The organism is Janthinobacterium sp. MP5059B (assembly GCF_001758645.1).
GTDB classification, from domain to species: Bacteria; Pseudomonadota; Gammaproteobacteria; order Burkholderiales; family Burkholderiaceae_D; genus Janthinobacterium; species Janthinobacterium lividum.
The window spans coordinates 180456-194793 of the sequence record NZ_LRHX01000022.1; the positions used below are offsets into that span (position 1 = coordinate 180456).

At 62.2% G+C, this 14338-nt stretch carries 14 protein-coding genes; all 14 read left to right on the forward strand.

The window, feature by feature from the left end:
- Positions 1-70: 70 nt before the first annotated feature.
- Positions 71-655 (forward strand): DUF2059 domain-containing protein, encoded by a 585-nt coding sequence (locus JAB1_RS26765; RefSeq protein ID WP_070257570.1) that lies wholly within the window; start codon positions 71-73, stop codon positions 653-655.
- 24 nt (positions 656-679) lie between these two features.
- The gene (serC, locus tag JAB1_RS26770; RefSeq protein WP_034782008.1) at positions 680-1771 is read left to right on the forward strand and encodes a 3-phosphoserine/phosphohydroxythreonine transaminase; all 1092 of its coding nucleotides are present in this window, start codon (positions 680-682) and stop codon (positions 1769-1771) included.
- An 82-nt stretch (positions 1772-1853) separates the two neighbouring features.
- Entirely contained in the window at positions 1854-2924 is a 1071-nt protein-coding gene (gene pheA, locus JAB1_RS26775; protein WP_070282825.1) for a prephenate dehydratase, read from the forward strand.
- Positions 2925-2968: 44 nt separating this feature from the next.
- Positions 2969-4075: a histidinol-phosphate transaminase gene (hisC, locus tag JAB1_RS26780; RefSeq protein ID WP_034782010.1), complete on the forward strand. Its 1107-nt coding sequence runs from the start codon at positions 2969-2971 to the stop codon at positions 4073-4075.
- Positions 4076-4079: 4 nt separating this feature from the next.
- Positions 4080-4988, forward strand: a complete 909-nt coding sequence (locus JAB1_RS26785) for a prephenate dehydrogenase/arogenate dehydrogenase family protein (RefSeq protein WP_175445122.1) — start codon at positions 4080-4082, stop codon at positions 4986-4988.
- Between the two features lie 18 nt (positions 4989-5006).
- Positions 5007-6362: a 3-phosphoshikimate 1-carboxyvinyltransferase gene (gene aroA / locus JAB1_RS26790; RefSeq protein ID WP_070282638.1), complete on the forward strand. Its 1356-nt coding sequence runs from the start codon at positions 5007-5009 to the stop codon at positions 6360-6362.
- A gap of 15 nt (positions 6363-6377) precedes the next feature.
- Positions 6378-7046 (forward strand): (d)CMP kinase, encoded by a 669-nt coding sequence (gene cmk, locus JAB1_RS26795; RefSeq protein ID WP_070257574.1) that lies wholly within the window; start codon positions 6378-6380, stop codon positions 7044-7046.
- A gap of 142 nt (positions 7047-7188) precedes the next feature.
- Complete coding sequence (gene rpsA / locus JAB1_RS26800) at positions 7189-8901, forward strand: 30S ribosomal protein S1 (RefSeq protein WP_071650172.1); 1713 nt, start codon at positions 7189-7191, stop codon at positions 8899-8901.
- Between the two features lie 17 nt (positions 8902-8918).
- Positions 8919-9224 (forward strand): integration host factor subunit beta, encoded by a 306-nt coding sequence (locus JAB1_RS26805; RefSeq protein ID WP_008446215.1) that lies wholly within the window; start codon positions 8919-8921, stop codon positions 9222-9224.
- A 254-nt stretch (positions 9225-9478) separates the two neighbouring features.
- Positions 9479-9781, forward strand: coding sequence for a LapA family protein (locus JAB1_RS26810; RefSeq protein WP_034751796.1), 303 nt, complete (start codon positions 9479-9481; stop codon positions 9779-9781).
- A 46-nt stretch (positions 9782-9827) separates the two neighbouring features.
- A complete protein-coding gene (gene lapB / locus JAB1_RS26815; protein WP_070282639.1) occupies positions 9828-11003 on the forward strand; it encodes a lipopolysaccharide assembly protein LapB in 1176 nt (391 codons plus the stop codon).
- A gap of 79 nt (positions 11004-11082) precedes the next feature.
- A complete protein-coding gene (locus JAB1_RS26820) occupies positions 11083-12450 on the forward strand; it encodes a UDP-glucose/GDP-mannose dehydrogenase family protein (protein WP_070282641.1) in 1368 nt (455 codons plus the stop codon).
- On the forward strand, positions 12447-13400 hold the full coding sequence (gene rfaE1 / locus JAB1_RS26825) for a D-glycero-beta-D-manno-heptose-7-phosphate kinase (protein ID WP_052140095.1): 954 nt from the start codon (positions 12447-12449) through the stop codon (positions 13398-13400). The genes JAB1_RS26820 and rfaE1 overlap by 4 nt, the downstream gene beginning before the upstream one ends.
- A gap of 166 nt (positions 13401-13566) precedes the next feature.
- Positions 13567-14277 carry a helix-hairpin-helix domain-containing protein gene (locus tag JAB1_RS26830; RefSeq protein WP_070282643.1) on the forward strand — a complete coding sequence of 237 codons (711 nt, stop codon included), beginning with the start codon at positions 13567-13569 and terminating at the stop codon, positions 14275-14277.
- The last annotated feature ends 61 nt before the right edge of the window (positions 14278-14338 follow it).

Genomic DNA, 14338 nt, shown 5'->3' on the forward strand with positions numbered 1-14338 from the left:
TTGGCGCGCCAGTTGCGGCGCCAGCCTGCGTGTCCCATTTGTTCCCCGCTTTTATAAAGTCCCGCATGCCATGAGAAAAATCGTTGCCACCTTCTTTGCCGCGTTTTCGCTGGCCTTCCTTGCGACCCTGCCGGCCCTGGCCCAGAGCACGCAAGCCACGCCTTCGCGCCAGGCGGCGCCCAGCCCCGCCATGAAAGTGGCCGTGCGGCGCATGCTCGACGCGATGCAGTTCCCGCAACTGACGCGCAATATCTTCGACCAGATGCTGCAATCGGTGCCCGCCATGATCCGCCAGTCGGCGCAGCAGCAAATCAACGGCAACCCGAAGCTGGACGAGCAGCGCAAGGCGCGCGCGCTGGCCAGCGCCGAAGAGGAAATTCCCCTGGCCATCGCCACTCTGACGCAGGTGCTGGCCGATCCGACCCTGATCGATGAACTGGGCGATGAAATGGTGCCCCTGTACGCGCGCTTTTACACGGTGCCGGAAGTCGAGCAGCTGACGGCCTTCTACAAGACGCCGCTGGGCCGCAAGATGCTGGCCACCATGCCGCAACTGTCCGCCGAATCGATGGCCATCAGCCAGCGCGTGCTGATCCCCCGCGTGAATGCCGTGCTTGACCAGGTCATGCGGGCGGCCACGCAGTCGCCCCAATAATTTCATTTTACTAAGGACCGTATCGTGACCCATATCTACAACTTCTCCGCCGGCCCCGCCGTCCTGCCCAAGGAAGTGCTGGCGCAAGCGGCCGCCGAGATGCAGGACTGGCATGGCAGTGGCATGTCGGTGATGGAAATGAGCCACCGTGGTCCCGAATTCATTTCCATCTACAAGCAGGCAGTGGCCGACCTGCGCGAGCTGCTGGCCGTGCCCGCGAACTACAAAATCCTGTTCCTGCAGGGCGGTGGACTGGGCGAGAACGCCATCATCCCGATGAACCTGGCGGGCCTGGCCGCGCAGCAGCCGGCCACCGTGGACTTCGTGCACACGGGTTCGTGGTCGGGCAAGTCGATCCAGGAAGCGGCCAAGTATGCGAACGTCAACGTGGCCGCGTCGTCCAAGGCTGCCCGTTTCACGGGCGTGCCGCCAGTCTCCGAATGGAAGCTGACGCCAGGCGCCGCCTACCTGCACATCTGCACCAATGAAACCATCGACGGTGTGGAATTCCAGCAGGCGCCAGACGTGCCGGCAGGGACCACCATCGTGGCAGACATGTCCTCGCACATTCTGTCGCGCGTGATCGACGTGTCGCAATATGGCGTCATCTTCGGCGGCGCGCAGAAAAATATCGGCCCGGCCGGCCTGACCCTGGTCATCGTGCGCGAAGACTTGCTGGGCAAGGCCTTGCCGATCTGCCCGTCGGCCTTCGACTGGACCATCGTTGCCGAACATGAGTCGATGTACAACACGCCGCCCACCTACGGCATCTATATCGCCGGCCTGGTTTTCCAGTGGCTCAAACGCCAGGGTGGCGTTGCAGCCATGGAACAGCGTAATATTGAGAAAGCGGCGCTGCTGTACGCGGCGCTCGATGCGGACGACTTTTACCAGAACCGGGTCGACCCCGCATACCGCTCGCGCATGACCATCCCGTTCTATCTGCGCGACGAAAGTCTGAACGATGCATTCCTGGCCGGCGCCAAGCAGCGCGGCCTGCTGCAACTGAAGGGCCACAAGTCCGTCGGCGGCATGCGTGCATCGATCTATAACGCGATGCCGATCGAGGGCGTGCAAGCCCTGGTCAACTATTTGAACGAGTTTGCCGGACGCTGAGTCGCCTAGACGACCGCGCCGGCCCGCCGCCGGCGCAGGCCGCGCGGCCATGATTGAAGTACAGCTGACGAAACAAACCACCATGACCGATAAATTGAAACCGCTGCGCGAACAGATCGATGCGATCGACGCGCAAATCCTCGAGCTGCTGAACCGCCGCGCGCAAATCGCCCAGCAAGTGGGCCATGTGAAGGCCGAGACGCAGGCGCCCGTATTCCGTCCCGAGCGCGAGGCGCAGGTGCTGCGCGGCGTGGCCGAGCGCAATCCCGGCCCCATGGGCGACCGCGAAGTACAGACCATCTTCCGCGAAATCATGTCGTCCTGCCGCTCGCTGGAAAAGCGGGTCACCGTGGCGTATCTGGGCCCGGCCGGCACCTTCAGCGAACAGGCCGTGTACCAGCAGTTCGGCAGCGCCGTCGAAGGCTTGCCGTGCGCATCCATCGATGAAGTGTTCCGTTCCGCCGAAGCGGGAACGGCAGACTTCGGCGTGGTGCCGATCGAGAATTCCTCGGAAGGCGCCGTCAACCGCACCCTCGACATGATGCTGCAGACGAGCCTCATCATCAGCGGCGAGGTGGCGATCGCCGTGCACCACAGCCTGATGACGAAGAGCGGCAACATGGATGGCGTCACCGCGATCTGCGCCCATTCGCAGGCGCTGGCGCAGTGCCAGGTGTGGCTGAACCAGAATTATCCGCACGTCGCGCGCCACGCCGTGGCATCGAACGCCGAGGCGGCCCGCATGGCCGGCGAAGATGGCACGGTGGCCGCGATTGCCAGCGAACTGGCCGGCGCGCAGTACAAGCTGGGCGTGGTCAAGGGCCATATCCAGGACGACCCGCACAACCGCACGCGCTTTGCCGTCGTGGGCACCTTGCAGACGGCGCCGTCGGGCAAGGACCAGACGTCGCTGGTGCTGGCCGTGCCGAACAAGGCGGGCGCCGTGTACCAGTTGCTGGCGCCCCTGGCGAAACACGGCGTGTCGATGACGCGCTTCGAGTCGCGCCCGGCGCGCATGGGCAGCTGGGAGTATTATTTCTATGTCGATGTGGAAGGCCACGTGCACGACGCGGCCGTCGCCCAGGCGCTGGCCGAGCTGCAAAGCAATGCGGCGTTTTTCAAGGTGCTGGGGTCGTATCCGGTCAGCCTGTGAAACTGTAGCTATTCTTACAATCACCCACTTTTTTAAAGAACACCATGTCTAAAAATATCGGTCCAGAATACGTCCGCGCCATCGCCCCTTACCAGAGCGGCAAACCGATCGCGGAAGTCGCGCGCGAATTCGGCCTCGACGAGGCAGCCATCGTCAAGCTGGCGTCGAATGAAAACCCGTACGGCATGCCGGAATCGGCCAAGCAGGCGATGATCGCCGCCATCGATGACCTGGGCCGCTACCCGGACGCCAACGGCTTTGACTTGAAAGCCGTGCTGTCGAAGCGCTATGACGTGCCGGCCGACTGGATCACCCTGGGCAATGGCAGCAACGACATCCTGGAAATCGCCGCGCACGCCTTCGTGCAGCATGGCGAATCCGTCGTGTACTCGCAGTATTCGTTCGCCGTGTACGCGCTGGCCACGCAAGGCCTGGGCGCGCGCCACATCGTCGTCCCGGCGCAAGCCTACGGCCATGACCTGGACGCCATGGCGGCGGCGATTGCCGACGACACGCGTCTGGTTTTCATCGCCAACCCGAATAACCCGACCGGCACCTTCCTGACGGCGGCGCAGCTCGAAGCCTTCCTGCAGAAAGTGCCGGCGCATGTGGTCGTCGTGCTGGACGAGGCCTACAACGAATTCCTGTCGGCCGACGACCAGTACGAGTCGACGGCGTGGGTGCGCCAGTATCCGAACCTGGTGGTCTCGCGCACCCTGTCGAAGGCCTACGGCCTGGCCGGCCTGCGCATCGGCTTCGCCATCGCCCAGCCTGTGCTGACGGACCTGATGAACCGCATCCGCCAGCCGTTCAACGTCAACTCGCTGGCGCAGGCGGCCGCGATTGCCGCCCTGAACGACAAGGCCTTCCTCGAGCAAAGCGCGCGCAACAACGCGGCCGGCTACCAGCAGTTTACGGAAGCGTTTACGCAACTGGGCCTGGAATACGTGCCGTCGCACGGCAATTTCGTGCTGGTCAAGGTGGGCGACGACGATGGCGCCGGCGCGCGCGTGAACCTGGCGCTGCTCAAGCAGGGCGTGATCGTGCGTCCCGTGGGCAGCTATGGCTTGCCGCAATGGCTGCGCATTTCCATCGGCCTGCCGCAGGAAAACGCCATCTTCATCGCCGCGCTGACGAAAGCGCTGGCCTGACGATATGACGACGCCTGCACTGAACAAGGTAGTCATCTTTGGCGTAGGCCTGATCGGCGGTTCGTTCGCGCGCGCCCTGAAACATGCGGGCGTGGCGGCCACCGTGGTCGGCATGGGCCGCTCGCAGGCGTCGATGGTGCGCGCGCTCGAACTGGGCATCATCGATGAAATCGGCGGCGACATGGCGCAAGCCTTGCATGGCGCCGATCTGGTGCTGCTGGCCGCGCCCGTGGCGCAAACGGGCGCCATCCTGGCAGCCATCGCGCCGCACCTGCAGCCGGGCACCATCGTCACCGATGCGGGCAGCACGAAGAGCGACGTGGTGGCGGCCGCGCGCGCGGCGCTGGGTGGAAAAGTCGGGCAATTCGTGCCCGGCCACCCGATCGCGGGACGCGAGACGAATGGCCCCGACGCGGCCATTATCGATCTGTATCAGGGCAAGAAAGTGGTGCTCACGCCGCTGGCGGAAAACGCCGTGGCCGACGTGGCGCGCGTGGCGGCCGCGTGGCGCGCCTGCGGCGCCATCCTGCACACTTTGAGCCCCGAAGAACATGACAAGGTGTTTGCCGCCGTCAGCCATCTGCCGCATCTGCTGGCCTTTGCGCTGGTCGACGACATCGCCAACAAACCGCACGCGGGCCTGCTGTTCCAATACGCGGCCAGCGGCTTTCGCGACTTTACGCGCATCGCTGGCTCATCGCCGGAAATGTGGCGCGACATCAGCCTGGCCAACCAGCCGGCGCTGCTGCACGAACTGGATGCCTACCTGGCGCAGTTGACGACCTTGCGCGCCCATCTGGCCGCGAATGATGGCGCCGCCATCGAAGGCGTGTATGCGAACGCCCAGCACGCGCGGCAGCAATGGATCGAGGCGATTGAAACGGCGGAAGTACCAGCCTCGCCCTCACGATAAATACTCAAGGATTCCAGCATGACCCAGACCAAGCACTACCCCCACCATATCGATTTGAAGCCGGTGATGCATGCCGAAGGCACGGTGCGCTTGCCCGGCTCGAAAAGCATTTCCAATCGCGTGCTGCTGCTGGCCGCGCTGGCCAAGGGCACGACGAAGATCGTCGACCTGCTCGCCTCCGACGACACCTTCGTCATGCTGACGGCATTGACGTCGCTGGGCGTGAAATGGACGCAGGACGAGCTGACGGGCGATCCGGCCACGGCGCATCAGATCCACCACGTGGAAGGCTGCGGCGGCGTGTTCCCGCACCACGAGGCGGACCTGTTCATGGGGAACGCCGGCACGGCGATCCGCCCGCTGACGGCGGCGCTGGCCGTGATCGGCGGCGACTATACCCTGCATGGCGTATCGCGCATGCACGAGCGCCCCATCGGCGACCTGGTCGACGCGCTGAACGCCGTCGGTACGCAGATCGAATACACGGGCGAGCAGGGCTTCCCGCCGTTGCGCATCCGCCGTGGCCACATCCACGCGCAGCGCATCGCCGTGCGCGGCAACGTGTCGAGCCAGTTTTTGACGGCCTTGCTGATGGTGGCGCCGCTGATGGCGCGCGACCATGCTGTCACCATCGACGTGACGGGCGAGCTGATTTCGAAGCCGTACATCGAGATTACGCTGAACCTGATGCGCCGTTTCGGCGTGACGGTCGAGCATGACGGCTGGCAGTCGTTCACCGTGCAGCCGGGCCAGCAATATCAAAGCCCGGGCACGATCCACGTGGAAGGCGATGCGTCGTCGGCCTCGTATTTCCTGGCGGCTGGCGCCATCGGCGGCGGTCCCGTGCGCGTGGAAGGCGTGGGGCGCGACAGCATCCAGGGCGACGTGCGCTTCGTCGAAGCCTTGCAGCAGATGGGCGCGACCATCACCATGGGCGAGAACTGGATCGAAGCCCGTTCCAACGGCGTGCTGAAAGCCGTCGACATGGATTTCAACCATATTCCCGACGCGGCCATGACGATCGCCGTGGCTGCCCTGTACGCGGACGGCACCAGCACTTTGCGCAATATCGCCAGCTGGAGGGTGAAGGAAACGGACCGCCTGGCCGCCATGGCGACGGAATTGCGTAAACTCGGCGCGGAAGTGGAAGAGGGCGCCGATTACCTGCGCGTGACGCCGCCGGCCGAGATTCTTGCCGCCACCATCGACACGTATGACGACCACCGCATGGCCATGTGCTTCTCGCTCGCCTCGCTGGACGGCGCCGCGCGCCGCGGCAATGAGATGCGCATCAACGACCCGAAATGCGTGGCCAAGACCTTCCCCGAGTATTTCGCCGCGTTTGCGGGGATTGCAAAAGACACCCTGATTTAATTGATTGCTCATACTATGCCGACCTCCCACATCCCAGTCATCGCCATCGACGGCCCCACCGCTTCCGGCAAGGGCACGGTGGCGCACCGCGTGGCCGACAAGCTGGGCTTTCATTACCTGGACTCGGGCGCGCTGTACCGCCTGACGGCCTTGAGCGCGCTGCGCCGCGGCACGGACTTGCGCGACGAGCACGCGCTGGCCAAGCTGGCCGAACACTTGCCCTGCCATTTTGCGGGCGGCGAGATCCTGCTGGCGCATGAAAACGTCACCGAGCAGATCCGTGCCGAAGAGGTGGGCAATACGGCGTCGAAGATTGCCGTATTGCCAACGGTGCGCCATGCCCTCGTGGGCTTGCAGCTGGGCTTTCGCAAGACGCCGGGCCTGGTGGCCGACGGGCGCGACATGGGCACGGTGATCTTCCCGCATGCGCAATTGAAGGTCTTCCTGACGGCCAGCGTCGAGGCGCGCGCGCAACGGCGCTACAAGCAATTGATAGACAAGGGTTTTTCTGCTAATATGGAAGACCTTCTGATGGATTTGCAGGCGCGGGACGAACGTGATACTCACCGTGCGATTGCGCCGCTGGTCCCCGCGGAAGGGGCGCATGTCCTCGATACCTCGGCCATGACAGCTGATGAAGCTGTCGAAACCGTGTTGAAATGGTATGCCGCAGTTGCAAAATAAGCAGCAAAATAGCGTGTATTAGATGTGTAGTGCATGCTATGTGGTGCCCGTTGACGGCTCCTGGCCTGTCCGGGTGTGTCAAAAACCTAACCCAGTTTAAGTCGCATCGTGCGATCTCTGCTGGATAACCTGTGTGAACCCTATGTCTACTGTTACAACTAACGAATCTACCGGTATGGAAAGTTTTGCTGCGCTCTTCGAGGAATCGTTGTCGCGTCAAGATATGCGCTCCGGCGAAGTTATTTCCGCTGAAGTCGTGCGCCTCGACCACAATTTCGTGATCGTGAACGCTGGCCTCAAATCCGAAGCATTCATCCCTGTCGAAGAATTCAAGAACGACCACGGCGAACTGGAAGTCAAAGTTGGTGACTTCGTTTCCGTGGCGATCGAATCGCTGGAAAACGGTTTCGGCGATACCATCCTGTCGCGCGATAAAGCCAAGCGTCTGGCTTCGTGGCTGGCTCTGGAAAAAGCGATGGAATCGGGCGAAATCGTCGTCGGTACCGTCAATGGTAAAGTCAAAGGCGGTCTGACCGTGTTGACCAACGGCATCCGCGCATTCCTGCCGGGCTCGCTGGTTGATACCCGTCCTGTCAAAGACACCACCCCATTCGAAGGCAAAACCCTCGAATTCAAGGTGATCAAGCTGGATCGCAAGCGTAACAACGTGGTTCTGTCCCGCCGCGCCGTCATCGAAGCTTCGATGGGCGAAGAGCGTCAGAAACTGATGGAAACGCTGAAAGAAGGCACGGTCGTGACCGGCGTCGTCAAAAATATCACCGACTACGGCGCGTTCGTGGATCTGGGCGGTATCGATGGCCTGCTGCACATCACCGACCTGGCATGGCGCCGTGTACGTCACCCGTCGGAAGTACTGACGGTTGGCCAGGAAATCACCGCCAAAGTCCTGAAATACGATCAAGAGAAAAACCGTGTTTCGCTGGGCGTGAAACAACTGGGCGACGATCCTTGGACCGGTCTGTCCCGTCGTTACCCACAAAGCACCCGTCTGTTCGGTAAAGTAACGAACCTGACCGACTACGGCGCGTTCGTTGAAGTGGAACAGGGTATCGAAGGTCTGGTACACGTTTCCGAAATGGACTGGACGAACAAAAACGTTGCTCCTAACAAAGTTGTCCAACTGGGCGACGAAGTAGAAGTGATGGTTCTGGAAATCGACGAAGAGCGTCGTCGTATTTCGCTGGGCATGAAACAGTGCAAAGCCAATCCATGGGACGACTTCGGTGTTACCCATAAGAAAGGTGACAAAGTCCGCGGCGCGATCAAATCGATCACCGACTTCGGCGTGTTCATCGGCCTGGCCGGCAACATCGACGGTCTGGTGCACCTGTCCGACCTGTCCTGGACCGAAACCGGCGAAGAAGCCGTGCGTCGCTTCAAGAAAGGTGACGAATTGGAAGCCATCGTTCTGGCCATCGACGTTGAGCGCGAGCGCGTTTCCCTGGGCGTCAAGCAACTGGAAGGTGACCCATTCAACAACTTCGCAGCCATGAACGACAAAGGCTCGCTGGTAACCGGTACCGTTAAATCGGTTGAGCCTAAAGGCGCCGTGATCCAACTGTCCGAAGAAGTTGAAGGCTACCTGCGCGCTTCCGAAATCTCGCGCGACCGCGTTGAAGATGCTGGTACGCACCTGAAAGTCGGCGACACCGTCGAAGCAATGGTGTTGAACATCGACCGCAAAGCCCGTGGTATCCAACTGTCGATCAAAGCGAAAGACAACGTTGAAACCCAGGAAGCTATGCAAAAAATGGCAGCTACCGACAACAACGCAGCTTCGGGCACCACCAGCCTGGGCGCCTTGTTGAAAGCTAAGTTCGATAACAAGAACTAAGACTGCGGATACGGCAGATGACAAAGTCCGAGCTGATCAACCGCCTCGCTGAGCGTTATTCTCAGCTGGTGGCGAAAGATGCGGAGTATGCCGTCAAGACCATTCTCGATGCGATGACCAACGCCCTGGCGACCGGTCAGCGTATCGAGATCCGCGGTTTTGGCAGTTTTGCCCTGAACAGCAGGCCCCCGCGCATCGGCCGCAACCCGAAGTCCGGCGACAAGGTGATGGTTCCCGAAAAACGGGTACCCCACTTCAAGCCGGGCAAACAGTTGCGCGAGCGGGTGGACGCGATGGTCGGGCAACCGATTATCGAGGATTAATCGTCTGCTGGAAGGCGACATAGAAAGCGGCGTCCTTGGATGCCGCTTTTTTTTGTTAATATGCTGAGAATGCCTGACATCAGCTACTGCGCGTCGCGCTTTGCGGCCTGCGATGCTCACCGTACTTCAGTACGGTTGCGCTTCTCGGACCAAAGGGGGCGCCGAGCCTCGCTGACGCTCGCTACGGTTTGATCAGCGCTCTACGTTTGTGTCATGTGGCACGGGCATTTTTTTTGTTCACTCTGGACCTATCGATGAAAATCATCTCCACCATCGTTGGCTGTGTTCTTTTCGTCCTGTTCTTCAGTTTTGCGCTGAAGAATGCGCAGGTTGTCGACTTGCATGTATTCCTCAATTATGAAATTCGCGGCCCCCTGGTCTTGATGCTGCTGGGCTTTTTTGTCGCTGGCGCCAGCCTGGGCGTACTGGCCCTGACGCCGACCGTGTTCCGTCACCGCCGCGAAGCGACCAAGCAAAAAACCACCATTGCCGCGCTGCAGACCGTTGGCGTGGCCAGCAATGTCCAGCCGCAACCGGACAGCGTGAGCGCGCAGTAAGCGGCGCCATCGCTCCTATCTCTCTTACTCGAATAAAAACAATCGCATGGATTTTGAACTCTGGTGGCTCTTGGGTATCCCGGTGTTTTTCGCGCTGGGCTGGATTGCCGCGCGTGTGGACATTCATCAACTGGTGTCCGAATCGCGCAGCCTGCCGCGCAATTACTTCAGGGGCTTGAATTTCCTGCTCAATGAACAGCATGACAAGGCCATCGATGCCTTCATCGAAGTCGTCAAGCTGGACCCGGAATCGGCCGATATGCACTTTGCGCTGGGCAATCTGTTCCGCCGCCGCGGCGAAACGGAACGCGCCATCCGCGTGCACCAGAATTTGCTGGCGCGCCCGGACCTGCCGCTGGAACAGCAGGGCCATGCCGCCTATGAGTTGGGCATGGATTACCTGAAGGCAGGCTTGCTGGACCGCGCCGAAGAAACCTTCAACAGCCTGGTCGACACGCAATATGCGGCCCAGGCGCGCCGCGCGCTGCTGGAAATCTACCAGCGCGAAAAGGAATGGCCGCGCGCCATCGAAGCGGCCGTGGGCTTGCAGGAATCGGGCGCCGGTGCGCGCCAGAAGGAAATCGCCCAGTTCTATTGCGAACTGGCGCATGACGCCCTCGTGCACATGAAGCCGGACGACGCCATGCCGCTGCTGGAAAAAGCCTTGCAGACGGACCGCAAGAGCGTGCGTGCCACCATCCTGACGGGCGACGTGCTGCTGGCGCGCGGCGACGTGGAAGGCGCGCTGACTACCTGGCGCCGCGTGGAGCAGCAAAGCGTGCCGCACGTGGCCCTGGTGGCGCAGCGCCTGATGGACGGGTATACCAAGGTCGGCCGTGCGCAGGAAGGCGTCAACCTGCTGCGCTCCTACCTGGAAGAGGCGTCGTCGATCGACCTGATCGAAGTCGTCTTCAAGGCCGTCATCGAACTCGACGGCGTGGAAGCGGCGAAGCAGCTGGTCAGCGCCGAGCTGCGCCGCACGCCGACCTTGCTGGGCCTGGATAAACTGCTGGAAGCGCGCATGATGGATGCGCCGGCCGCCATCTGGTCCGAGCTGTCGATGGTGAAAAACCTCGTGCACGGCTACACGCAGAAGCTGGCCCGCTATCAGTGCAGCCACTGCGGCTTCAAGGCGCGCCAGTTCTACTGGCACTGCCCTGGCTGCAACAAGTGGGAGACTTACCCACCACGCCGCACAGAAGAACTCAATGTCATGAACTGATTCGTACACGTCACCTTGCCCTGAGCAATGTGGCGTGTACTTCTATGTAAGACCTGCTTTTTATCCATACGGTACATCCATGAAAATCACCATTATCGGCACCGGCTATGTTGGCCTCGTGACCGGCGCCTGCCTGGCGGAGCTGGGCAACGACGTCTTTTGCCTCGACCTGGACGGACAGAAGGTCGCCTTGCTCAACAGCGGCGGCATCCCCATCCATGAACCTGGCCTGGAAGAAGTCGTGGCGCGCAACCGCGCCGCCGGCCGCATGACCTTTTCCACCGACGTCGAGGCTGCTGCCGCGCACGGCGTGATGCAATTCATTGCCGTCGGCACGCCGCCCGATGAAGACGGCTCGGCCGACCTGCAATATGTGCTGGCGGCCGCGCGCGGCATCGGCAAGTACATGACGGACTTCAAGGTCATCGTCGACAAGTCCACCGTGCCCGTGGGCACAGCTGAAAAAGTGCGCGCCGCCATCCAGGGCGAACTCGATGCACGCGGCGTGGCCGCCACGTTTTCGGTCGCGTCGAACCCGGAATTCCTCAAGGAAGGCGCTGCCGTCGAAGATTTCATGCGCCCCGACCGCATCGTCATCGGTGTCGATGCGACGCCGGACGGCGAGCGCGCGCGCGAATTGCTGAAAAGCCTGTATGCGCCGTTCAACCGCAACCACGAGCGCACCTACTGGATGGATGTGCGCTCGGCCGAATTCACGAAGTATGCGGCCAATGCCATGCTGGCCACGCGCATCTCGTTCATGAATGAATTGGCGAACCTGGCCGACAAGGTGGGCGTCGACATCGAGGCCGTGCGCCACGGCATCGGTTCCGACCCGCGCATCGGCCACAGCTTCCTGTACGCCGGCTGCGGCTATGGCGGTTCCTGTTTCCCGAAAGACGTGCAGGCGCTCGAGCGCACGGCGCGCGGCCACGGCCAGGAACTGCTGATCCTGCGTGCCGTCGAAGCCGTCAATGACCAGCAGAAGCAGGTGCTGGGCCGCAAAGTGGTCACTCGCTTCGGCGCCGACCTGACGGGCCGGCATTTCGCCGTGTGGGGCCTGGCCTTCAAGCCGAATACGGATGACATGCGCGAAGCGTCGGCCCGTGTCCTGCTGGCGGACCTGCTGGGACGCGGCGCCACCGTGGCCGTGTATGACCCCGTCGCCATGGCCGAGGCGCGCCGCGTGCTGCAACTGGACTTGACGCCGGAGCAACTGGCCAAGGTGCGCTTTGCCGACAGTCCGAAGGATGCGCTGCAGGACGCCGATGCGCTGGTCATCGTGACCGAATGGAAAGCCTTCCGCAGCCCCGATTTCGAGCAGATCAAGGCGCGCCTGAAGCAGGCCGTGATCTTTGACGGGCGCAACCTGTTCGAGCCGGCCGTCATGGCCGAGAATGGCATCGAATACCACGGGATCGGTCGCTCGATCCTGACGCGCGCATGAGCGCCCAAGAGGTGGTCGCCTTGACGGCGCCGGCCGCATTGGCCCAGGTACGCCTGCTGGTGGTGGGCGATGTGATGCTGGACCGCTACTGGTTCGGCGATGTCAGCCGCATCTCGCCGGAAGCGCCCGTGCCCATCGTGCGCATCGAGAAGCGCGAAGAGCGCCTGGGCGGCGCGGCCAACGTGGCGCGCAACGCGGCCGCGCTGGGTGCGAAGACGAGCCTGCTGGGCGTGGTGGGCGACGACGAGGCCGGCAGCCAGGTCGAGCGCCTGCTCGAAGGCGGCGGCATCCACAGTTATTTGCAGCGCGATGCGGCCATTTCCACCATCATCAAGCTGCGCGTGATTGGCCGCCAGCAGCAGATGCTGCGCATCGACTTCGAAGATGCGCCCAGCGATACGGTGCTGCGCGACAAACTGGCGCAGTTTAATGCCCTCTTGCCGCACTACGATGTGGTGGTCCTGTCCGATTACGCCAAAGGCAGCCTGGTGAACGTGGCCGAGATGATCAAGGCGGCGAGAAAGGCCGGCAAAATCGTCATGGTCGACCCGAAAGGCGATGATTTCAGCCGCTATTCGGGTGCGTCAGTGCTCACTCCGAATAAATCCGAACTGCGCCGCGTGATCGGCAGCTGGAACACGGAAGAGCAGCTCACGGAGCGCGCGCAGCAGATGCGCGCGCAACTGGGCCTGGACGCCTTGCTGCTGACACGCTCGGAAGAGGGCATGAGCCTGTACACGGCCGATGAGGTGGTGCACATGCCCACCGATGCGCGCGAAGTGTTCGATGTCTCGGGCGCCGGCGACACGGTGATCGCCACCATGGCGGCCATGCTGGGCGCCGGCATGAGCCTGGGCGACGCCGTGCGCACGGCCAACCGCGCCGGCGGCATCGTCGTCGGCAAGCTGGGCACGGCCACCGTTACCCGAGAAGAGCTGTTCCCGCAGTAAATATGCTGTATCACCTGCGCCGGCCTGTTTGATCTGGCGCAGGTTTCCCCACCGTTTCGCTGTCCCGTCTTGTCAACCGTATCACGCCACAGCCGTTAAAGCCGTTAAGGCGCTGTTCCTCCTTTGCGTTCGAGTCATCTTGAAACCACATTACGGAGAGATACCCATGTTCAAAAAAATACTGCTGGCCATCGCCACCCTGGTCGCGACGATGGGCTTTGCCTTTGCCCAGGTCGATGTCAACAAGGCGGATCAGGCGGCACTCGACAGCGTCAAGGGCATCGGCCCCGTCACGTCGAAAGCCATCATCGATGAACGCGCCAAGGGCGGCGCCTTCAAGGATTGGGCTGATTTCGAAACACGCGTGAAGGGCATCGGCCCGAAAAGTTCCGTGAAGCTGTCGGAAGCGGGCTTGCAGGTGAATGGCCAGGCCAAGTCCGGCGCGCCAGCGGCGCCCGCTCCGGCGGCGAAAGCTGCCCCGGCAAAAAAGGACGCTGCTGTGAAGGAAGTTGCAGCGAAAGAAGCCGCACCGAAGCCAGCTGCTGCGACCGACACCGCTGCGGCGCCAGCCAAGACAGCTGCTGAAACGAGGAAGGAAGCTGCTGCCGCCAAGAAAGAAGCCAAGGCCGCCGCCGCTGCCGCGAAAAAAGAAGCCGCCGCCGCCAAGGTAGTGCCTGCAGCAGCCGTTGCTCCTGCTGCTGCAGCGGCCGATGCCGCCCCCGTGAAAACGGCTGCCGAAACGAAGAAGGAAGCCGCTGCCGCGAAGAAAGCGGCAACGGCCGCCAAGAAAGAAGCCAAGGCTGCGGAAGCGGCGGCGAAGAAGGAAGCCAAACTGGCTGCTGCCGACGCGAAGAAGGCCGAAGCCGAGAAAAAGTAAGCGTGTCGTTGTGAAGCGTGTTGCGTGGTGGTGCCGCGCAGCACGAGAAGAAAACCCCGCG

What these genes read in the sequence shown, in the direction of transcription:
- JAB1_RS26765 (WP_070257570.1), top strand. Translation starts at nt 71, where the DNA reads ATGAGAAAAATCGTTGCCACCTTCTTTGCCGCGTTTTCGCTGGCCTTC.
- pheA (WP_070282825.1), top strand. Translation starts at nt 1,854, where the DNA reads ATGACCGATAAATTGAAACCGCTGCGCGAACAGATCGATGCGATCGAC.
- hisC (WP_034782010.1), top strand. Translation starts at nt 2,969, where the DNA reads ATGTCTAAAAATATCGGTCCAGAATACGTCCGCGCCATCGCCCCTTAC.
- JAB1_RS26785 (WP_175445122.1), top strand. Translation starts at nt 4,080, where the DNA reads ATGACGACGCCTGCACTGAACAAGGTAGTCATCTTTGGCGTAGGCCTG.
- aroA (WP_070282638.1), top strand. Translation starts at nt 5,007, where the DNA reads ATGACCCAGACCAAGCACTACCCCCACCATATCGATTTGAAGCCGGTG.
- cmk (WP_070257574.1), top strand. Translation starts at nt 6,378, where the DNA reads ATGCCGACCTCCCACATCCCAGTCATCGCCATCGACGGCCCCACCGCT.
- rpsA (WP_071650172.1), top strand. Translation starts at nt 7,189, where the DNA reads ATGTCTACTGTTACAACTAACGAATCTACCGGTATGGAAAGTTTTGCT.
- JAB1_RS26805 (WP_008446215.1), top strand. Translation starts at nt 8,919, where the DNA reads ATGACAAAGTCCGAGCTGATCAACCGCCTCGCTGAGCGTTATTCTCAG.
- JAB1_RS26810 (WP_034751796.1), top strand. Translation starts at nt 9,479, where the DNA reads ATGAAAATCATCTCCACCATCGTTGGCTGTGTTCTTTTCGTCCTGTTC.
- lapB (WP_070282639.1), top strand. Translation starts at nt 9,828, where the DNA reads ATGGATTTTGAACTCTGGTGGCTCTTGGGTATCCCGGTGTTTTTCGCG.
- JAB1_RS26820 (WP_070282641.1), top strand. Translation starts at nt 11,083, where the DNA reads ATGAAAATCACCATTATCGGCACCGGCTATGTTGGCCTCGTGACCGGC.
- rfaE1 (WP_052140095.1), top strand. Translation starts at nt 12,447, where the DNA reads ATGAGCGCCCAAGAGGTGGTCGCCTTGACGGCGCCGGCCGCATTGGCC.
- JAB1_RS26830 (WP_070282643.1), top strand. Translation starts at nt 13,567, where the DNA reads ATGTTCAAAAAAATACTGCTGGCCATCGCCACCCTGGTCGCGACGATG.